Here is a 21,339-nt window from a genome sequence, read left to right as displayed (position 1 = left end):
CTATCCTGACTTGCATGGTTCCGCCCTGCCAACGGAAAACAGTTCACGTCTTCCTAACGGGTCCTACCATACAAGTACCATTCTTGTTCCTTCTCCTTCCTTTGATATCACTTCTATAGTGATATGATATTCATCCAGTATCTTTTTAACGATACTCAATCCTATACCGAAACCTCCTTCGCTGCTGTTGAAACGTAGATACCGGTCAAACATAAACGGGATCTTCTCCTTGGAGATGCCAATCCCTGTATCTGCAATCATGAGTTTATTCTTCTCTAAAATGATACTTATCTCACCATTTCTTTTGTTATATTTAATAGCGTTGGATATAAGATTGTCAATAACCCTGACGAACTTTCGCCTGTCCATCTTAATCGTTGTATCTGCCAGAGAAAGCTTGAAAGTAATCTGTTTTGAGCGTGCCAGGACATCAAAGTACTCTACTCTGTCCCGAATGATCTCTTTAAGGCTCAGCATCTCATCTTCATTCTCTTTTTCCTGTTCAAGTGTCAGATAGGTAAGGTCCTTGTAAAGTGTTGAGACCGTCTTTGCTGCAATATTGATACGTTCCAGCTTTCTCCTGTTTTTTTCTACCATGACACCGGTATCCATCATCTCAATATTCGCCAATATAGCCGAAAGCGGCGTATTGAGTTCATGTGTAGTATCTTTGATAAAGCGGTCAAGCAGTATAATGGAGTCTCTCATCGGTTTCAAAAAAAGTTTTGCCAAATAGAGACCAAAAAGCATAAAAAGTATAAAAGCAGCTGTACCGTATATAATGATATCTTTCCATATCTGCTTGAGCCACAGACCGTCATCTTTGATCTCTATCACAAGATATCGTGTTCCCAGGTAGTATGTATCAAGTCCTTTCACAAAATGAATATATCCATGTTCGACATAGATCTCTTCATCGAAATTCACTCGTTCAAGATGATTCAATGAGAATATTCTATTGAACTCGATATCGTAGATAGCAGAAGTGAAACGGGGATCACGAGGGTACTCTCTTCTCTCGGGGAAAAAGTGATGAAGCACTTTAAGACGTTTTGTCTGTATGTAGGCATACTGAGCCAGTTCGGCACGCTTGTTGGAGAGCATCAGCTGACGTTGGCTTTCATAGTAATAGAGTGAAAGCAGTGTGATCCCAAAGACCACCATCGCTACATAAAGTGTCAGAAAACGGCGGAGAGACTTCTTTTCACTTCTCAGTAACGAATTTGTAGCCCTGTTTTTTAATGCTGACAATTCTTTCCTTCCCTATAAGTTTACGAAGGTTCTTGATATAGGTTCGCAGTGCCGAATCACTGGGTTCCTCATCATAATTCCACAGATATTCATAGATACGTTCATGCGAGAGTACTTCACCTTCTGTTGTCATAAAGAGTTTCAGAAGCTTTGACTCTTTGTTCCCCAGCGCCAGATGTTCTCCGTCAATGACCACTTCTCCTGTTTTTATATCATATTCAATATTCTCAGCAATTGGAAGCAGCTCTTTTGATCCATGGTAGAAACCACGCTTAAGCAGTGTTTCTACACGGATAAGCAGTTCTTTCAGTGCAAAAGGTTTACGGATATAATCGTCACATCCGCTTTCAAATCCCCGTTCAAGATCATCGACACTGTCCATAGAAGTAATATATATCGCAGGTGCGACCACTCCCTCTCCCCGACTCTCTTTAAGAAGCTCCAATCCGTTTATGCCCGGTACATTGATGTCAAGCAGCAACAGGTCATACTTGCTCTCATAAAGCTTCTCCTGCGCTTCATACCCGTCAAACACAGAGACAACTTTATGACCCTTGTTTTCCAGAAACTCTGTTACTGTTTCATTAAGGTTGGTATCATCTTCCAACAATAAGATCTTGCTCATGGTGGTACTGATCCTTTTTATATCAATTAAAGTGTAGGTGATGATACCATATCTTTTCTATCACTATCAACTGTCACTATCACTGACACTATCAACTATCACTATCAACTATCACTAAATATATCGTGCTACCCACTGTTTTATCTGCTCTGCACTGAGTGCACCGCTCACCCTGTCAACCTCTTTGCCTCCCTTGAAGAGCACCATTGTCGGGATACTGCGTATACCATACTGACTCCCCAACTGCGGCTGCTCTTCGGTATTGACCTTTAAAAACTGTGCTTTCAACGGTAAAGCATTTGCAGCATCTTCGAAAGCCGGTGCCATCATACGGCATGGACCGCACCATGGTGCCCAGAAGTCCACTACAACAGGCAGATCAGAGTTCGCTATGAACGTACCAAACTGTGAAACACCGACTTCAACAGGTTTGCTTTCCAGCAGTGAGTTCTTGCATGCGCCGCAATTTGCCTTGCTATAGGAATCCTTCTTTGGAATGCGGTTTATCTTCAAACAGTGTGGACATACAACATTTACAGTCATCTTTATACCTCCGAATAACTCTACTTTAGATATTTTTCATCTTTCTGAGGTATTATAGCACACAAGCAAGAGTGAAAATGCACCTGAGGTTGCATTTTCAGTGTTCTGTGTTAGTGATAGTTGATAGTGATAGTGTCAATTGATAATAATAGATTTCTTAAAGGATAAACATGGCAACAAAAGAACTTATAGTCGGCGGCGGATGTTTCTGGTGTACCGAAGCGGTATTTGAAAGGCTTAAAGGGGTCAGTGATGTAGAGAGTGGTTATGCCAACGGCGATATACCAGACCCCAATTACCGTATGATTTGCGGAGGCGACAGTGGGTATGCAGAAGTTATCAAGATCACCTATGATGATGAGACAATTGACCTTGACACCCTTTTGGATATCTTCTTTACCACCCATAACCCGACAACACTCAACCGTCAGGGTGCTGATGTGGGTACACAGTACCGCTCATGTATCTGCTATAAAAATGACGAAGAACTTGAAACGGCAAAACGTGCCATTGAGCGTGCACAGAGAGACTACAGCGATCCCATTGTCACTACATTGGAACCGCTAAGAAACTACTATCCGGCAGAGGATTATCATCAGGACTATTACAGACAGAATCCCATGCAGGGTTACTGTAATGCTGTCATTCCGCCAAAGATCGCAAAACTGATGGAGAAGTTCAGTGATAAAGTAGCACAGTAAGCCACTTTATCTCTCTCCCAGCGGATTGTCACTCCGCTTTTTGACCTTTCTCTCCTGCTCTTCATCGATCTGAGGCTGGGAAAACTCAACCTTTCCGTAAATAATACATCCTCTGCACCCCGGATCACACGGATGGTGCAGCTTCATACACCACTCTTTTATCTCACCGTTCTTTCCCAAATACTGACAACCCCAACCACTTGCCATGATCAGACTCCTTTATTTTTCGAATGCGTAAATATGTATTCTACACATTTTTTATCATGCTCCACTGTCACTATCACCAAAATCTAATACCGTATCTCAAATCCATCCGTATCAATCTGTATATCATCAACAGTTTCATACCGTATATCTTCAATCTCACTCATGGGAGATCCCTCTTTGAGTATCATGATTGCCTTCTGCAGATCTGCTTCATCATCTTCAATGAACACCACCGTCTCAACCGTACCGTCATCAAGGTTGCGTATATACCCGTTGAACCCTGCATGCATCATGGCCTGAGAGACGAACTTTCTGTAAAAAACATGCTGCACTCTGCCTGAAGAGATAAACCTGTACCACTCCATTTACTATACCTTGCATTCATCTTTCAGTCCCTGAAGGAACTCTATGATACGCAACTGAAAAAGCCTTCCATCCGTATCCTCTTCGTCAGTACACTCATGCAGCTTCATCAGCATTTCGATATCGATCTTTTCACAAAAACGTTTAACCTCATGTACCTCTTTGTTCACCAACTGGACCAGATGTTCAAAATCAAGACCGTTTTTTGTGATGATCTTATTATGATACTCTTTGACAGTATCTATAAGCAACTCGGCTCTCTCTTCTTCATCATGGTAAATCTCATGAGCGATCTCTTTGAGCTTCTGTTTCTCACACTCACACATTTCACCGTCACTTGAGACCATCAGTGTCAGAAGCTTTGCACGAAACTCCAGAGAACTGTGATGGTAGACAAGAAACTCCCGGAACATCTTCATAAGATTGCGTCTGAGCCATTTAAACATATTTTTCCTTACTGAAAACCCGAATTTCAAAAATTCTGTTTTATTACCCGGTCCGGTAATAATATTTTGCTTACAATTAACACCATTTTAACAAAAAAATACTATAGTTTTATTATTTTTTTCATAAAGAGTATCATGAACAACATTGATCTTGTCATTATTTTAAGTACGGCCTTTCTTGGAAGTGTCGGTCACTGCATCGGTATGTGTGGAGGAATTGTTGTCGCCTACAGTTCAAGCAAGATCGACCAGACCTCACCATGGAGTACACAGACCCTCTCCCATCTGGCATACAACTTCGGACGTGTTACTACCTATACCATGCTGGGTGCACTCTTTGGACTCATAGGCAAAGCTATTGCCTTCACCCCTACGACCAAAGGTGTTCTCTTTGTACTGACAGGAGCATTAATGCTCCTAGCAGGTGCTTCACTGCTTGGCAACTTCAAGTTCCTCAACTCTGCAGAATGGTCCGTTTCCAAACATGGATGGTACCAGAATACATTCAGAACCCTCATCCAGAGCCGTTCTCTCTCCAGCTTCTACCTGTTGGGAATGCTTAATGGTATCATTCCTTGCGGCCTTGTCTACTCTTTTGCGATCTTTGCAGCCAGTACAGCAAGTCCCCTTTGGGGTGCGATCGTCATGGCTACCTTCGGATTGGCTACCATCCCGGCACTTTTCTTTCTGGGAGCCATTACCAAGTTCCTCCAACGTGGTTCACTGCGCGGAACGATGATGAAGCTGGCAGCAATGCTTGTGGTCTTTTACGGTCTCTATACACTCTATAAAGGTTATAGGTTTATCGCCCATCCGCAAGAGATGCAGCAGATGATCGACAGTATGCAGACCGGCAGCATCAAAAGCAAAATAGAAGGAAAATGCGGCGGAATGAAATGTGCACCGGGAAAATGCGGGTAAAATTTTGATATACTTCGCTTTATGAATCATATAAAACACTACGCCTATCCACACACTCCTCTTCAGTTTGATTTCAAACAGACCATCGAACGCTTTTTTGTAGAGGAGATCCCTCTTTACAGGTTTACCGGTAACGGGAACTACCTCATACTTAAGATAAAAAAAACCGATATGAGTACATGGAAGCTCATTACCGTACTGGCAAAAGCTACAGGTCTTGAAGAAAGAGACATAGGATATGCCGGGCTGAAGGACAAAAGTGCAACGACCATTCAATATATCTCCCTGCCCAAAAAATATGAAAAAGAGCTCAACAAAAACCTGACTACCGAAAGAGTCGATATACTTGAACGAACCTACAACAAAGCACCTATCAAAATAGGCCACCTCAAAGGCAACCGTTTTTCCATCATTCTACACAGGATCAATGAGAGAGAGGCAAAGTTCTTCAATACTACGGCCAAAATGATGCAGACCAAAGGAATACCTAACTACTACGGCTATCAGCGTTTCGGTGAAGATGCCAAAAGTTATCTTCAGGGGAAAGAGATCGCCCATTCCGGGAAAAAGCTTAAAGGGAGCAGAGAGAAGCTGATGGTCGCTGCCTACCAGAGCCATCTTTTCAATCAGTGGCTGGGGTCACGTGTAAAGCTCTCAAAGATCATCGCTTCAGAAAAACCCGATACGGCAGCCAAAAAACTGAAGTACCCTAAAGAGCTCGTCCATGTACTTGCCTCTCAACCGCAGTTCTTCAAACTCTTTTTAGGTGATATCGTCATGCCCTACCCGTATGGAAAACCCTCCTTTGTAAAAGAGATGATGCAAAGCAGCAAACTCTTTAAAGAGGGAAAACTCTCTCCTACCGGACTGCTTTGCGGTGCCAATGCACTGCGTTCACAAAGCGATGCATACTACCTCGAAGAGCCTTATGACGATACAGAGCTGAGTTCACTCAAAGGGGAGAGGCGGTTTGCATGGATATGGCCCGAAGAGGTTGAGACAGTTTACAATAAAGAAAAGCAGCATCTTACAGTAGACTTTTACCTGCCCAGGGGAGCATATGCCACCACTTTCCTCGAAGAGATAGGAAAGTTTTCATTGAAAGAGAAGTAGCTACTTCTTCTCTTCCTGATCTTTACGAGGAATAAATTTACCACACCCTTTATCCGGTGTTCCTCCAAAACTTTTTACTTCTCTTGCTGTACCGTTTTCATAAATCACTGTTCTTTGACATTTTGGTGCTTCGACACATGCTTCATTGCTACATCCAATATCTTCAGGTACTGCCATTTATTTTCCTTATTATTTTTATTTGATAGAATAATACTTAAATAACTTTAACAAAAAGATGATTCTTGACAGATGAATGTTAACTAGAGTTTCAATTATTTGTTTTTAGGTTTTCGGGTATTCTTTTTAGACTTTGCTTTAGCGGCATCCAACGCTTTGAAACCATCACGCTTGGTCGTTTTGCGCTTTTTCCCTTTTTTGTTAATACCTGCAGTGCCGGATGTCTGTTTCTTGGTAGAAGGAGTTCTTCTTTTCCGTTGGGGAGGGTGCAGCAGATAGCCTCTTGCTTTAACCTCTTTGGGAGCATATTCAGGTATGATAACCTCTTTGATCTTGCTGCCAAGCACCTTTTGCAGATCATAGAGCTGTTCTATCTCATCAGGACTGACCAGCGTAATGGCCATCCCCTCTTTTCCGGCTCTGCCAGTACGTCCCACACGGTGGATGAAGTCATGCTTGACATGCGGTATGTCATAATTGATCACCACATCAAGATCTGAAATATCCAGTCCCCTTGCAGCAATATCGGTAGCAACCAGAATTTGACAGCGTCCTTCCCTGAAGGCAAGCAGAGACTGTTTTCGCTCATGGTGCATACGCTCACCATGCAATATACCTACTTTGTATCCCCACTCCTTCAGGCTATCGGCCACACCGTCTGCAAGCTCTTTTTTACGGACAAATACCAATACCCTCTCCAAATGGTTCGAAGAGATAAGCCATGCAAGAAGTGCCTCTTTTTTGCTTCGCACGACAGGATAGAGCATCTGTGTGATCGTATCGGCGATCTTCCCGGGAGGATCAAGCTCAATACGCTTGAGAGGCTTGATATATACCTTGGCAAGCTTGACGACCCTTGGCGTGATCGTAGCTGAGATAATGATCTTCTGGGAACGTTCCGTCATCTTTGCGAAGATCTTCTCCAGATAGCCTACAAAACCCATGTCAAACATCATATCTGCTTCATCGACCACAAAATGCCGGATGGCTTTAATATCAATATGGCGTGCTTCGATATGTTCCAATGCTCTTTGAGGTGTAGCGATGATCACATCTGCTCCCCGTTCAAGCCGTTTGGTCTCATCCGTCCGCTTTCCGCCGCCTTGCAGAAGTACAGCTCTAAAGCCCAAAGCCGCTACAAACGGTTTGGCTACCTCATAGATCTGCTGTGCCAGCTCTTTGGTGGGAGAGAGGATAAAAAATTTTGGATAATGGTGTTCTACCTGCTCTGCTGACGGGTTCATCAGCTGCAGTGCCGGCAGCAGATAGGACAGTGTCTTGCCGCTTCCTGTCTGTGCTGAAGCAATAACGTTGTTCGAAGCAAGCAGCGCAGGGATAAGCTTTCTCTGTATCGGTGTAGGGTCTCTGAAACCTGCTTTTTCAAGAGCTTCCAGAAGTTTCGGTGAAAGTTTGAAAGATGAAAACAACATCAGTCTAGGTTCAGGTCACTATTCTGACGTCTGCGCTGCAGACGCATTTTAAGTTTCGCCAGCTCACGCATGTCTACATGGGCATCACTCTCATCAACAATCTCGACACCCAGAATGGTCTCGACACAATCCTCCAGCGTTACGATCCCCTCTACCTGATCATATTTGTCAAGTACAAGGAACATGTGCTCTTTTTTTTCAATGAAAAGGTCAAGTGCCCAGGAGACCGGTACCTGCTCATTGATACGATAGATATCTTTTTGTATCTTCTCAAGCAGAACACTGTCATCTTTGAGTGCCTGTGCAAAGAGCTGTTTTGTCATGATCATTCCTGTTACATTCTCTATACTTCCTTCATAGACAGGAATACGGGAATATTTGAAAATGTCCGCTTCATTCTTTACGATATCCGCGATCGTTCGCTTGCCGTTGAGTGCAAATACCACGCTTCTCGGGGTCAGAATATCATGTACCTTGATATCATCAAGTTTAAGAATATTTTCGATGACATCCGACTCCTGTTCATCAAGTACTCCCTCATCTTCACTCAACAGTGCACTCTCCAAAAGCTCTTCTTTACTCAGGCTGTGCCCCTCCTCTCCCTTTTGAATACGATTGGTCACAAACAGTGTCATCAGAATGATCGGGTAGGTAACCCAGATGAAGAACTGTATCACATAGGCTGCAAAAGGAGCCAGGGATTTCCAGTAGACCGCGCCAATGGTCTTGGGAATGATCTCTGAGAGGAATAGAATAGCAAAAGTAAGAATAATGGAGACATAGAAGACAGCTCCTGCGCCATAGATCTTCTCTGCCTGTGCTCCCACTGCCGCTGCTCCAAGAGTATTGGCGATCGTATTGAGAATAAGAATGGAAGCGATCGATTTATGGATATATGTTTTATGAGAACGGAGCAGTTTGCCTACCTTGGGCCGTTCTTTTTCCAGAACAGAGACATACGGCATGTTAACAGAGAGTAGTACAGACTCCAATACCGAACAGATAAACGAGATAAGTACCGCTGCCAAAAAATAAAATATTAACAAGTCCATGTATGTAATAACATCCTTTTATAGCAAAATAAGGGTTGCAAGCCCAAGAAAACTGAAAAATCCAACCACATCCGTTACTGTGGTAAGGATCACCGTAGAACCGATAGCCGGATCAATGTTTAGCTTCTTTAACAAAAGCGGTACCATTGAACCGAAAAATCCTGCACTGAGCAGGTTGATGATCATCGAGAGTGCAATGACAATACCCAGCATTGCTTTGTCGAACCATACCCAGGCAATGATGCCCATGACCAGAGCAAAAAGCAGTCCGTTCCCCAATGAGAGGATCACCTCTTTTTTGATCGTCCTCCAGGCATCATGCTTGGCAATGTCACCCAGTGCCAACTGACGTACAACAACGGTCAGAGACTGTGTCCCGGCATTGCCTCCCATAGAAGCAACGATCGGCATCAGTACTGCCAAAGCCACATATGTCTGCAGTGTATTTTCAAAAAGACCAATGACCAGAGAAGCGGCAATTGCGGTCAAAAGATTGATCCCCAGCCAGATCGCACGGGCCTTACCCGCTTTGATCAGATCAACATCTTCTTCTGCCTCGTCATTTACCCCTGCAAGATTATACATCTGGTCGGTTGCATGTTCATTAATGATATCATAAATATCATCAGAGGTAATACGTCCAAGCAGTTTACCGTATGTATCAACGATCGGCATGGAATTAAGATCGTACTCCTGAAACTTCTGTACGATCTCTCTTATATCATCATAGTCATGTCCGATTACCGGTCTGAATTTTTCCGGGTTTTCCTGAATATTCTCTCTCAGGGTCTTCTTGAAGTCAAAGAGTATCAGATCATCCAGTCCGACACCGTAACGCAGATGTCCTTCCTCATCAGTCACGAAAAGATAGTTGATATTCTCCAGTTCATCTTTTCGTTTAAGCTCTGCAAACTCTTTGATGACATCCTCTACCTTCTGATCCAGCTTTGCAGCATAAACCTCCACCTGCATATAGGCACCGGCTTCATCCTCTTCATACTGTTTAAGCTGTAAAATATCTTGCTGGTCTTCTTTATCAAGCTGTTCGAAAACCTGTTTGGCTTTGGAATCATCATGCTCTTCAAGTTCCTGAATGAAGTCCGTCTGATCATCCGACTCCATCTCCGAGAGCGACTCGGCAATCTCCTGCGGTGTAAAGTTTTCAACCACATCACCAAAATAGCGGTCTGGTAACTCCAGTGCCACATCTGCAATAAGCTCTTTGGGAATGGACTGGACCGCCTCATCAAAATACTTCTCATTCAGATCTTTGAGAAGATTGGCGATCTCCGAGGGGTGCAGTTCATCTTGCGGACGTGTATTAAGATATTGTTTCAGTTTATCCATCCCATGCCCCCTTGTTAAGAAAATAAGCTACTGGAATTATACTTAAATTGATTGAATTATGGAAACAGTCAAAAAAAGGGAGGACGAAGACTCCCTTTGCAGAAGAATTATTTTGCAGGAATGTCACACTTTTTGGTAATGATACAGAGCGGACAGAAATTCGCCAACCCTGCAATAAGTGGAATGATACCCAGGTAGAACCACTGGTTCCCTGTATAGACACCTGCACCTATCAGGGTAAGCCCGACAACGATCCTGATCGGTCTGCATACTTTTCTGATCTTGTTTACGTCCATAATAGATTCCTTCAAAATTTTTTTTGTAACTATACAATAGATTCCTTAGGATAAAATAAGACTAAAAACATCCCAATAATCACCTCTCAATGACCTGATTACGGATTATGTTAAAATGAAGAAGAAAAAGGATCATTCGATGCATCATCCGTTCAAAGTAAGACTGATTCGTATTTATTTTCGTATAGTAAGCTTTTTGTTCCCCCAATTGGCAGTGATCTCTGCCCACAGGTTTTTTCACCATCCGCTCAACACAAAAAGAAGTGACAACAAGATACAGATACCCTCACCCGAACGCTTCTGGATCAAAGTGGATGGAGAAACGCAACTTGCAGCATACCGCTGGGGCAGTATGCATCATCCTGTTGTACTTCTTGTGCATGGCTGGTCAACAACATCCCGAAGTATGAGTAACTTTCTAAACACGCTTCTTAGAAACGGCTACCAGGTCATCTCCTATGATGCCATACAGCACGGAGAGAGCAAAGGCAAAGCTTCAGACCTTGCAGGCTGGGCAGACAGTATACAAGCTGTTATGAAAGAGATCGCTCCTGTAGAGTGTATCATTGCACACTCTTTTGGAGGTGCAGCACTCACTGCTGCATCAAAACTGGGACTTGATACCAAAAAGATCGTTCTGATTGCTCCCATTCACAACATCATCCTGGTTGCAGACAAATTTGCAGAACATTTCGGAATTCCGCCGGAAATCATCCGGAGAATGCGTACCTACACATGGCAGCAGAATGAAAGCCGTTTTAAAAAATACGGAAACGACTGGAGTGATATACTCAAATCAGACCTTCATCTTCCTACACTCATTTTTCATGATGTCAATGACAGGGAAATCGGTATAGAACACTCAAAACAACTCTGCAGACTATGGCCCTGGGCGATACTGAGATCTACCAGAGGACTGGGACACAGAAAAATACTCGACAGTAAAGAGGTGGCTGAGGAGATCGTAAGTTTTATCAAAGATGGGTCTGTATGAAGTGACTTACCGCTTCAAATACCTCCCTGTTACCTTCATCGGAAAGTATGCTGTGTTTCTCTCTGGGAAGAAGAAGGAGTTTTTTCTCTTTTGAACGGATGGTGTCGTAAATAAGCCTGGCACTTTCTCTTTTGACGACAGGATCATTGTCCCCCTGAATGATCAGGATGGGAGCTGTAACCTTCTTAAGCATACTCTGTGCCCTGCTCATGACTTTTTCCATCTGGACGACTGAAGAGAGCGGATGTTTTGTATAGTTTATCCCAGGCTGTTCGGTACGGGAATTGTCTATCCACTCTTTAATGCCTTTTGTATTGAGATATGCGATCATTTCATTAAAAAAATGTAATGTCGGTACAACATAGGCGACACGCAGATCATGAAGTCTCATTGCAGAGTTCAATGCGATCACCCCGTCTACTTTGTACTGGGAAGCATGAATCAAAGCCAGCAATCCTCCCATGGAAAAACCGCCGATAAATACACGTGAACACACCTCCCTCATAGCAGTAAATGCACGTTCAAAATCTGTTTCCCAATCCTTTGCGCTGACCTGCTTCAATGCTTCAGGATCTGTTCCGTGTCCACGCAGCCTCAACCCATAGACATTAATACCTTTTTCAAACAGATACTCGGCTAGTGCACGTATCTCTTTGGGTGCTGACATATACCCGTGGGAGAAGACCACCCCCACATCATTCTTTTCATTAAAAAGAACGATAGGGGCACCTTTATCTTCCTCTGTAGGGACTTCTCCCAAATAGGTTTTATACTCTTTTTCAAAATACTCCCACTCTCTTTTACGTAAATGCCTGAAGTTATCTTCCTTCAACTCCTGCTCGGAGTATTGGCTGTTGGCTGTTGCCATCTCTACGACAGGTTTCTGCCATTTGATCTCATTGAGGATGACCTGAAGTGTATTTTTCACACGTATTTTATGGAAAGGGTACTCCTTTTCAAGCAATGATCTGTCAAACAGGTACTCGCCGTCACTGTCAAGATAGAGTATATGCTGTTTAAGAGCAATATCAATGACTGATCTGAACGGTTCATAGTTCTCATCAAGTATAAGTTTAAACAGTTCCTGTTGTAATTCCTTATGTAGATTGTATCCTTTCTTCAAACGGAGAGAACGGACATTCTTATAGATAAGTGCTTTTAAATATGAGGGGCAGACTTTCACTGTCGACATTGTTACCAGACTCAGAATAAAAATATGATCAAAGTGTATCTGTATCTGGGAATAAACTCTTCGCATGATATCATTTGTCAGTATTTTTCTCTTACTGTCTATAAAAGCATTGACCTTCTCTCCGTCATAAATATCCTTTTTGTTTTGTGACAGTTCATCCATATAACTGTCCAGACCAATAGCTTTTCCGAAACGAAGATTCATATGTGCATCCATAAGAAGATTCACTTCTATCTCCAGCTCTTCAAAAAATCTTGTATCACGCTGCTTCATAATAGAGTCGACCCAGATCAGGAAACGGTTTTTACCCGGTCGTATCGGGTAGTATGTTATGGAAACAGGTACCACTTTTATATCCAGTGTTTTGTCTATTTTCGAACTATCTATATCCATACCGTCACAAAAACGTTTCAATCTCTCTGAACTATCGATCCTGGCTCTTGTTTGCAGTATCTTTACCTTGAGTGCCATAAGTGCTGCACCAGTATGGATAGGGCCTTCATACTCTGGAGAATGGGTACAGAACTCACCCATATCAAAAGTGATATGTTTGTTTTTCACCATGAAACCTTCCGGATATATGATCCAGTCAATCTTACCTGAAAGCAACTCTTCGACGATGATGCAGTCACGATCTTTGTTTTTATTTGACAATGCTCCCACTGAACGCATGAACCTGCCAACTATCCCAACAAAGATATCGTCATCTGCCAAAGACCTTGTAACTCTCCCATGTCTTTCATACAGCATATACGGGACAACCAATGTTTCAAATCGTGTAAAATGGTTTGCAACAAAGAGTACAGGAGATTCAGGTATCTCTTCACCGGAGATCGTTATATTTGCGCCGGAAAGCTTTCGTATCAGACCAATAAGCAGCGATGAAAGCCATATTGTCAGTTTCATCTCAAACCTTTTTATCTGCTCTTCCCATATAGACATCATGCTCAAAAGAATCCACCGTAATGATCTCATGCTGTAATACTCTGGCCGCTGCCAATTCAATCGCTTCCTCTTCACTCAGCATCTCGCCTTTTTTCTCTTTCTCCAGTGCTGTTTTGACAGACTGCATCTTATGTGTAGCTTCTTTGAGTTGTGTCTGACGTTCACCCATATAGATATTGGTACAGATCCTTTGCCGTACGCTGTCATTCTCAGTCAATTCTTTGGCAATACGGTGAAGAGAAGTATCTTTGATCGTTTTACCCATGGGGTTCATAGCTGTATACCAGGAGAGGAATCTAAACGGTATACCGGATATTCCGGGAAGAAGGTTCTCAAGGATACCTTTAAATGCAAGGTCTATTTTTCCAAAGGCCTCTTCCACGGCAACTTCCAAAAAGACTTCATCGCTTTTAGGTCTGCCCTCTACATCAAAGCGTTTTAGTGCTGCTGTAATGAGATACATTTGTGCCAATATATCTCCAAAGCGTCCCGATACAGACTCCCTTCTTTTCAAAGAGGCTCCCACAACTCCCAATGTTAGATCGGACAAATAGGCGAACCTTGCCGAAGCCCATGCCAGCTTCTGCTCATAACGTTTCGCCTTTCCTCTGCTTACTGCAGGATAGGCATATCCACGCGTCATACCAAGAACCAACGCCCTGGCCTTGTTGCGGACCACATGCCCGATATGTGAGAAGAGCAGATCATCAAAAGCTTCAATATCCCCCTCTTCAAGTGCCTCTATCTGGGGGTAGATATAAGGATGACAGCGTATCATTCCCTGTCCGAACATAATGAGTGTTCTGGTCATGATATTTGCACCTTCGACCGTAATAGCAACAGGTGCACCGAAATAAGCATGTGCCAAGAGATTCCGTGGCCCTCTGCTAATAGCCGCTCCTCCCTGAATATCCATGGCATCCATTATATTTTTTCTGAATATTTCCGTACTCTGATACTTCATAATGGCATTGGCTACAGCAGGTTTGACCCCTTTGTCTATGGCCCCAAGCGTAAAAGTCTTTGCAGCATCAAGCATATAGGTACTTGCACCCAGCCTGCCGATAACCTCGGCAACCCCTTCGAACTTTCCTATACTCAGACCGAACTGGTAGCGTACCACCGCATAGGTAGAGGCCACGAAGGTTGCAAGTTTCGAACCTCCTGTACTGGTCGAAGGAAGGGAAATACCCCTTCCAACAGCCAGTGACTCCATCAACATCTGCCACCCTTTTCCAAGTCCTTCCCTGCCGCCGATAACATCATCAATAGAGATGATCACATCTTTTCCCAGCAGCGGGGCATTGACAAAAGGTACACTTAGAGGATCATGCCGTCTGCTCTGATCTACCCCATCATTTTTGGCATCGACAAGTGCACAGGTGATTCCCCACTCTTTTTTACCTTTACCAAGCAGACCCTCTGGATCTTTAAGTACAAAGGCAAGCCCTATAACTGTGGCAATAGCTGAAAGTGTGATATAGCGTTTTTCAAAATTGAGCCTTATCTTTATCTCTCCGTGATCATCCCTGAATACGACCCCCTCAGACTGTATGGAAGCAGCATCGGAGCCGGCTTCAGGTTCAGTCAACGCAAAACAGGGAATTTCCCTTCCGACAGCAAGACGGGGAAGATAGTGTTTTTTCTGAGTAACTGATCCGTAATGCAAAAGAAGTTCAGCCGGCCCCAGAGAATTTGGAACCATCACGGTAATAGCAAGTACCTGGGAACAGGATGCCAGTTTTTCGATGACACATGAGTGTGCATAGGCTGAAAAACCGAGTCCACCATATACTTTTGGTATGATCATACCAAAAAATCTTTTCTCTTTTATGTATTCCCAAACCTCTTTGGGAAGATCTCTGTTCTCAAAGACTTCCCAGTCCGATGTCATGGCACAGACCTCATTGACTTCATTATCAAGGAATGCCTTCTCCTCATCCGTCAGTTTGGGGTAAGCGTTTTCAAATATCTTTTGAAAATCCGGTTTTCCCGAAAAAAGTTCACCCTCTATCCAGATATCACCAGCCCTCAGAGCCGTTTTTTCTGTATCAGATATCTTTGGCAGCAGACCTTTGGACTCAAGCATAGAAAAAAGCGGTTGGGTGACAAGTCTGATACGTATCTCCCTAATAAGAAATACCGCCCCTGCACCTATAAAAGGTATCCACCACCATAAAGCAGCATTGCTGTAGAACAGCACTCCAGACAGTCCGATGAACCATATCCACAATGGTGCAGAAAAATAGGCCAGCACCACTACCCCTGTGATAAAAAGAAACACGGTCATCTTGTACCTCCGTTATTTACCCGATGATACCATCAAAGGTGTGTATTGGGTGTGGAGTATAAAAATACTTTTTTGTATGTGAACCGTCCTAAAAAACACTACACCGGTAAAGTACTTAAACCTCTTTATAGAACATTTTATCTTCTTCAGCCATCTTCACCAAAAGTGACGTTGGTGCAAAACGGTCACCAAACTGCTCTTCAAGATTTTTTAGTGTGACCACGATATCTGCCGCTCCCCTGCTGTCTGCATAGCGAAGCACTCCTCCTCTGAATGCCGGAAAACCTGTCCCCATTACCATTGCCATATCCAGGTAGCGTGCATTGGCAACTACCTTTTCCTCCAGACAGCGTGCTGCTTCATTAACCATAATGAGTATTGCTCTGTCCCGTATGACACCCTCTTCCAATGCAGTACCATGTCGTTGCAATACATTAAGCAGATCATTCACCGATCTTTTTCTCTTCTTGTGCAGGTAGAATCCTCTGCCCGTTTTCTTGCCAAGCCACTTTTTTTCTACCATCGTTGAAAGAATTTGAGAGGGGAACATACGCTCACCGTAAGCCTCATACAGGATATTGGAAACCTTTTCACCGATATCTATACCCACCTCATCTGCAAGTATAAAAGGACCCATCGGCATACCGAACTCTTTCAGCAGCCTGTCGATGCGCTCAATACTTTCACCCTCTTCGAACATCTTTGCCGATTCGTTCAGGTAGGGAAGGAGAATACGGTTAACGAGGAAACCGGCACACTCACCTACTTTTATAGGTATCTTGCCCAGTCTTCTGGCCAAAGCAACCACAGTCGCAATGGTCTCATCCGATGTCTTCTCTCCGGCGATCACCTCGACCAGCGGCATTTTGGAGACAGGGTTAAAAAAATGCATTCCGGCAAAACGCTCAGGATACTTTGCTTCTTTAAGCAGATCGGTTATCGCCAACGAAGAAGTATTGGTGACAATGACTGCATCATCTCCTACCCTCTCTTCTATAGAGGAGAAGATCTGCTGTTTGAGCACAGCATCTTCACTTACCGCTTCAATGACAATGTCACACTTTTCAAAGCCTTCCATATCGGAAGCATAGGTCACCCGGTCCATTTTAAGCCCTATCTCCCTCCCTGTCAATCGTCCTCTGAGCCTGAGACTTTCGAAGCTATTCATCATTCTGGCTATCGCCCGGGAGATACTTCCCATTTTCCTTGCTCCCAGTCTTAAAGGGATATCCGCCTGTGCCAGTACCCATGCAATCCCCGAACCCATGGTACCCACTCCGATAACCGCCGCACTCCTGAGAGGCTTCGCTTTGGCAGCAGAAAAAGGCTCTTTTTTCAATGCTTCGGAGGTAAAGAAAAGTCCAATGAGATTTTTACTTATCTCTGATATGGCCAGCGGAGCAAATGCTTCCCGCTCCATGCGCAGGCCCTCTTCAAGGGGCAGGGAAAGTGTCTTTTCAACTACATCAACAGCCCGTATCGGTGCAGGATAGTGTCCATCCGTCTGTTTTAGAACTGCCCTGCGTGCCATCATACCTATGAACATTCTGACCGGGAAAAGCATCTCATACCATTTGATGCCATGCTCTCTTCCGGCTGCTTTCTTTTTAAGTCTGCCGGCAAGTATCTCTCTGCTGTAAACCTCTTTTTTAAAACCGAGATATCCTGAAGGTACGGAAGCATCGACCAGACCAAGCTTCAGTGCTTTGTCACCCTTGAGACGTTTGGATGCAGTAATAAGCTCTATAGCTTTGGAAAAACCTACCAGCAGCGGCAGCCGCTGCGTACCGCCAAGACCGGGAATGATCCCAAGGCTCACTTCCGGAAGCCCTATTCGTGTATGGGGATCATTCGAAACGATACGGTAGTCACACGCCATCGCCAGCTCCAGCCCTCCACCAAGACAGGCACCGTCTATGACTGCAACGGTCGGGAAGGGAAGATCTTCCAGACGATTGAGAATCGCCTGTCCATGCTCCAGTTTTTCCAGGATATCACTCTTCTCTTTCAATGCTTCTATCTCATGGATATCCGCACCGGCAATGAAAATACCTTCCTTTGCGCTCTCAATAAAGAGTGCTTTGATGCTTTTATCAATTTCAAACTGCCTCAGTAGTTCATCAAATTCATACAGCACTTCAAAACTCAGTACATTAACCGTCGTACCTGGGGTATCGAAAATCAGTGTCGCTATACCGTTCTCATGCATATGGAACTTGAAGTTTTTCGTCTCTACATTGTTCATCACTTTACCTCCAGCATAAGTGCTGCACCCTGTCCGCCACCGACACACAGAGTTGCCAGACCTCGTTGAAGTCCGCGTCGTCTAAGCTCATGCAGTAAAGTAATCACCAGTCTCGTACCCGTCATTCCCACAGGGTGCCCCAATGCCACAGCACCACCGTTAACATTCAGAATATCCGGGTCAATAGCACCGACAGCTTTATTCTCCCCAAAGTGCACCTTTGCAAATTTTTTGGATGCAAATGCTTTTTCACATGCGATGACCTGTGCTGCAAAAGCCTCATTGATCTCTACGATCTGCATATCATCCATTCCAAGGCCTGTTTGTCCAAAAAGTTTATAGGTTGCAAAGACAGGACCAAGCCCCATACGTTTGGGTTCAAGCCCGGAATAGGTGTAGTCGCGCAGGTAACCAAGAGGTTCAATCCCCCGTTTTCTGGCATCACTTTCGCTCATAATCACTACTCCCGCAGCAGCATCTGTGATCTGAGATGCGTTGCCTGCTGTCACTGTACCGTTCTTTTTGTCAAAAAAAGGTTTCAGGACCAGGAGCTTTTCAAGTGTCTGTGCTTTGCGTATACCATCATCATAATCCAGATACCTACCCTCATAAAGATCATAGACAACAGCCATACTTTCCAACGAGAAGCGCCCGCTCTCTTTTGCTTTTTGTGCTTTTTGGTGGCTACGGAGTGCAAAGAGATCCTGTGCTTCCCTGCTGATACCAAAATCCTGTGCAAGAACTTCAGCAGTAGAACCCATCATCAGTCCGCTGACAGGATCAGTCAGTCCTGACATCAGTCCTACTACCGGTTTAAGGTAAGAGGGTCTAAAACCAAACAGAGCACGTACTTTGTCAACAGCTGTCTTGGATGCCGCCAGCTTACTAAAAAGGCTTGTCATTCTTTCATTATAGACAAGTGGTATGTTAGACATTGATTCCACACCCCCGCAGACATAGATGCTGCCTTCACCTGCATGAATACGGGAAGCAGCTGTGGTGATCGACTCCATACCTGACGCACAGTTACGGTGCACTGTCAAAGCCGGTGTAGACTCGGGGAATCCTGCACGCAGTGCAATAACCCTTGCAATATTCGCTGCATGGATAGGTTGGGCAACATTCCCTATAATAACCTCGTCCACCTCTTCATACTCTATCGGTGACCGAAGCATCAGTTCACGAAAAAGCAGTGCCCCCAGTCTGTCTGCCTCTATTTTGGCAAAACGCCCACCTGCCCTTGCCATTGGTGTACGAAGACCCGATACAATCGCAATACGCTCTTGCTTTTTTTTCACACTTTCGTTTCTCATAGATGCCCCTTGTACATTTCACCTATCTCTTTATGGTAGAGATCCATCAAATGCTTTTTACCCAATTTCATCGAGGGAGTAATGTGCCCCTCCTCTATACTGAGCCTATCACTGATAACCCTGTAATCTCGTATCTTTTCCCAATGGTTAAGCTTTTTATTGACACTGCCTATAAAATTGCGTACCATCGTTTCAAATTTTTGTGACTCAAGTATCATTGACGGTGCTGTCTGCATTTGTACTGCCAGACGTTCCAAAAAGTCATGTTCTATAAAAAGAAGCGCTACCACATACGGCTTTGCTTCACCGACAACAAGTGCATGCTCGAACCATCCGTTACCCGTCAATGCCTGTTCTATATATACCGAAGAGATGAATTCTCCTGTAGAGGTCTTAAAGAGTTCATCTCTTCTTCCCGTAATACGTACATAACCATCTTCATCAATACTCGCCAGATCACCCGTATGCAGCCATCCCTCCTCATCGATCGCTTCATCAGTTGCCTTTTTGTTATTGTGGTATCCTCTCATTATATTGGGACCGCATGCCAACAGTTCACCTTCCGGGGTGACTTTGACTTTAACTCCCGGGAATGCTTTGCCGCAGGTACCGATCTTGTTGTTATCAGGAGTATTGGAACAGATAACCGGACTTGACTCCGTCAATCCGTAGCCCTGATAAAGAGGTATACCTATATTCAGATAGAAACGGTAAAGCTTGTCCGAAAGGGCCGCACCACCACTGATCATCATGCGCATTCTTGTACCAAATGCCTGACGCAGTTTATGGTACACAATACGGTCAAGCAGTTTGTCAAAGAGAGTCAGGTCTCCGTAGGGATCTTTGGTCGTAGCACGGTAAAATGCAAGATGCACAAGCCACTTTTTAAGAAAACTTCCTTCCAGTGCTTTTGTTCTCATTTTAAAAAAAACCTTCTCAAGCAGCCTTGGTACGACCGTCATGACTGTAGGGTTGACCTCTTTAAGTAAAATACCTACATTTTTAACATCATCTGCAAAGTAGATACTGAGTTCCCGGGAAAGATAAAAGTGCATTACCATTCGTTCAAAGATATGTGCAAGCGGCAACAGGGAAAAAGCGAGATCAGAATCTCTGTCAAAACGGTAGTTCTGTGCAGTTGAATGTATCTGGGAAATAAGGTTTCTGTGTGTCAGTTCCACACCCTTTGGTGTTCCAGAGGTTCCTGAAGTGTAAACGATCGTCGCCAGATCCAAAGGGCTTATCTGGTAGATCAGTGTTTTAAAAACAGAAGGGTTCTGTGCATCTATCTTTCTGCCCTCTTCAACATAGCCGCTGAATACTTTATGATTCGGTATATCTTCAAGATAGACGCTGACCACATCTTTTCCTGCACGGCTGATGAGCTCTTCCTGTTCTCTGTTTTCTATGAAAACAGTCCCCAGATCTGCATTCATGATCTGAAAGTGCAAGTTCTTTGAGGAGATATTTGTAAAAATGGGAACACTGACCGCACCGCTGAGCATCAGGGCATAGTCAAGCATAAGCCAGTACGGGGAAGGTGACACTGCAATACCTATCTGTTTTCCTTTCCATCCGTTCTGATAGAAGGCGAGAGCAAGATAACGTACTGTCTGAAGAAATTCGCTTTTGGAGATGTTTTTATAGACACCCTCCACCCGGTAATGTAAAAACGCCTCTTTCGGGGGCTGAAGTTCCAGGTAACGGTAAAGCTCTCCGAAATGGGTAAATTGATCCTTCACAGCATCTCCTTTCAGAAGCAAACTGTAACAAGTATAGAATATATGTGTGTAGTAGCTGTGTATGAAAAGAGATCTCTTTATCTATGAAGATAAACGAGCATTTTATGAAAGTGAAGAGTGAGGCGGGAGATATCCCGCCAAAGAAG

At 44.0% G+C, this 21,339-nt stretch carries 20 protein-coding genes; 4 read left to right on the top strand and 16 right to left on the bottom strand.

Annotated features, from left to right (window positions below):
• Positions 1–63: 63 nt before the first annotated feature.
• The 3 genes from IMZ28_RS04620 to trxC form a co-directional block, all read right to left on the bottom strand.
• Positions 64–1,251, bottom strand: a complete 1,188-nt coding sequence (locus tag IMZ28_RS04620) for a sensor histidine kinase (RefSeq protein WP_197549578.1) — start codon at positions 1,249–1,251, stop codon at positions 64–66.
• Positions 1,205–1,876, bottom strand: coding sequence for a response regulator transcription factor (locus IMZ28_RS04615; RefSeq protein WP_197549577.1), 672 nt, complete (start codon positions 1,874–1,876; stop codon positions 1,205–1,207). Before IMZ28_RS04615 ends, IMZ28_RS04620 begins: the two co-directional genes overlap by 47 nt.
• A gap of 114 nt (positions 1,877–1,990) precedes the next feature.
• Positions 1,991–2,419, bottom strand: coding sequence for a thioredoxin TrxC (gene trxC / locus IMZ28_RS04610; RefSeq protein ID WP_197549576.1), 429 nt, complete (start codon positions 2,417–2,419; stop codon positions 1,991–1,993).
• Positions 2,420–2,589: 170 nt separating this feature from the next.
• Between trxC and msrA the strand changes: the two genes are divergently transcribed.
• On the top strand, positions 2,590–3,120 hold the full coding sequence (gene msrA, locus IMZ28_RS04605) for a peptide-methionine (S)-S-oxide reductase MsrA (RefSeq protein WP_197549575.1): 531 nt from the start codon (positions 2,590–2,592) through the stop codon (positions 3,118–3,120).
• Positions 3,121–3,126: 6 nt separating this feature from the next.
• Here msrA and IMZ28_RS04600 read toward each other — a convergent pair whose 3' ends face one another.
• From IMZ28_RS04600 to IMZ28_RS04590, 3 genes are all read right to left on the bottom strand, one after another.
• On the bottom strand, positions 3,127–3,327 hold the full coding sequence (locus tag IMZ28_RS04600; protein WP_197549574.1) for a hypothetical protein: 201 nt from the start codon (positions 3,325–3,327) through the stop codon (positions 3,127–3,129).
• 83 nt (positions 3,328–3,410) lie between these two features.
• The gene (locus IMZ28_RS04595) at positions 3,411–3,692 is read right to left on the bottom strand and encodes an acylphosphatase (RefSeq protein WP_197549573.1); all 282 of its coding nucleotides are present in this window, start codon (positions 3,690–3,692) and stop codon (positions 3,411–3,413) included.
• Between the two features lie 3 nt (positions 3,693–3,695).
• Entirely contained in the window at positions 3,696–4,136 is a 441-nt protein-coding gene (locus IMZ28_RS04590) for a hypothetical protein (RefSeq protein WP_197549572.1), read from the bottom strand.
• A gap of 135 nt (positions 4,137–4,271) precedes the next feature.
• On the opposite strand from IMZ28_RS04590, the gene IMZ28_RS04585 reads away from it, so the two are divergent.
• Both IMZ28_RS04585 and IMZ28_RS04580 read left to right on the top strand, forming a co-directional pair.
• Positions 4,272–5,057 carry a sulfite exporter TauE/SafE family protein gene (locus IMZ28_RS04585; RefSeq protein ID WP_197549571.1) on the top strand — a complete coding sequence of 262 codons (786 nt, stop codon included), beginning with the start codon at positions 4,272–4,274 and terminating at the stop codon, positions 5,055–5,057.
• Positions 5,058–5,078: 21 nt separating this feature from the next.
• Entirely contained in the window at positions 5,079–6,170 is a 1,092-nt protein-coding gene (locus tag IMZ28_RS04580) for a tRNA pseudouridine(13) synthase TruD (RefSeq protein WP_197549570.1), read from the top strand.
• Here IMZ28_RS04580 and IMZ28_RS04575 read toward each other — a convergent pair whose 3' ends face one another.
• From IMZ28_RS04575 to IMZ28_RS04555, 5 genes are all read right to left on the bottom strand, one after another.
• A complete protein-coding gene (locus tag IMZ28_RS04575; protein ID WP_197549569.1) occupies positions 6,171–6,347 on the bottom strand; it encodes a hypothetical protein in 177 nt (58 codons plus the stop codon).
• 95 nt (positions 6,348–6,442) lie between these two features.
• Positions 6,443–7,777, bottom strand: coding sequence for a DEAD/DEAH box helicase (locus IMZ28_RS04570; protein ID WP_197549568.1), 1,335 nt, complete (start codon positions 7,775–7,777; stop codon positions 6,443–6,445).
• Positions 7,777–8,829, bottom strand: coding sequence for a CNNM domain-containing protein (locus tag IMZ28_RS04565; protein ID WP_197549567.1), 1,053 nt, complete (start codon positions 8,827–8,829; stop codon positions 7,777–7,779). The genes IMZ28_RS04570 and IMZ28_RS04565 overlap by 1 nt, the downstream gene beginning before the upstream one ends.
• 18 nt (positions 8,830–8,847) lie before the next feature.
• Positions 8,848–10,176, bottom strand: coding sequence for a magnesium transporter (mgtE, locus tag IMZ28_RS04560; protein WP_197549566.1), 1,329 nt, complete (start codon positions 10,174–10,176; stop codon positions 8,848–8,850).
• Between the two features lie 107 nt (positions 10,177–10,283).
• A complete protein-coding gene (locus tag IMZ28_RS04555) occupies positions 10,284–10,472 on the bottom strand; it encodes a YgaP family membrane protein (protein WP_197549565.1) in 189 nt (62 codons plus the stop codon).
• A gap of 115 nt (positions 10,473–10,587) precedes the next feature.
• Between IMZ28_RS04555 and IMZ28_RS04550 the strand changes: the two genes are divergently transcribed.
• Positions 10,588–11,466, top strand: coding sequence for an alpha/beta hydrolase (locus IMZ28_RS04550; RefSeq protein ID WP_197549564.1), 879 nt, complete (start codon positions 10,588–10,590; stop codon positions 11,464–11,466).
• Here the strand turns inward: IMZ28_RS04550 and IMZ28_RS04545 are convergent.
• The 5 genes from IMZ28_RS04545 to IMZ28_RS04525 all read right to left on the bottom strand — a co-directional run bounded on the left by IMZ28_RS04545 (position 11,447) and on the right by IMZ28_RS04525 (position 21,193).
• Positions 11,447–13,564, bottom strand: a complete 2,118-nt coding sequence (locus tag IMZ28_RS04545; RefSeq protein ID WP_197549563.1) for an alpha/beta fold hydrolase — start codon at positions 13,562–13,564, stop codon at positions 11,447–11,449. The genes IMZ28_RS04550 and IMZ28_RS04545 overlap by 20 nt on opposite strands.
• 1 nt (position 13,565) lies before the next feature.
• On the bottom strand, positions 13,566–15,893 hold the full coding sequence (locus IMZ28_RS04540) for an acyl-CoA dehydrogenase (RefSeq protein ID WP_197549562.1): 2,328 nt from the start codon (positions 15,891–15,893) through the stop codon (positions 13,566–13,568).
• 115 nt (positions 15,894–16,008) lie between these two features.
• Entirely contained in the window at positions 16,009–18,138 is a 2,130-nt protein-coding gene (locus IMZ28_RS04535; protein WP_197549561.1) for a 3-hydroxyacyl-CoA dehydrogenase NAD-binding domain-containing protein, read from the bottom strand.
• Positions 18,138–19,451 (bottom strand): thiolase family protein, encoded by a 1,314-nt coding sequence (locus IMZ28_RS04530; protein ID WP_197549560.1) that lies wholly within the window; start codon positions 19,449–19,451, stop codon positions 18,138–18,140. Before IMZ28_RS04530 ends, IMZ28_RS04535 begins: the two co-directional genes overlap by 1 nt.
• Positions 19,448–21,193: an AMP-dependent synthetase/ligase gene (locus IMZ28_RS04525; RefSeq protein ID WP_197549559.1), complete on the bottom strand. Its 1,746-nt coding sequence runs from the start codon at positions 21,191–21,193 to the stop codon at positions 19,448–19,450. The genes IMZ28_RS04530 and IMZ28_RS04525 overlap by 4 nt, the downstream gene beginning before the upstream one ends.
• Positions 21,194–21,339: the final 146 nt, after the last annotated feature.

The organism is Sulfurovum indicum, from assembly GCF_014931715.1.
Lineage (GTDB): Bacteria > Campylobacterota > Campylobacteria > Campylobacterales > Sulfurovaceae > Sulfurovum > Sulfurovum indicum.
This window is presented reverse-complemented; position numbering and strand designations above follow the sequence as displayed.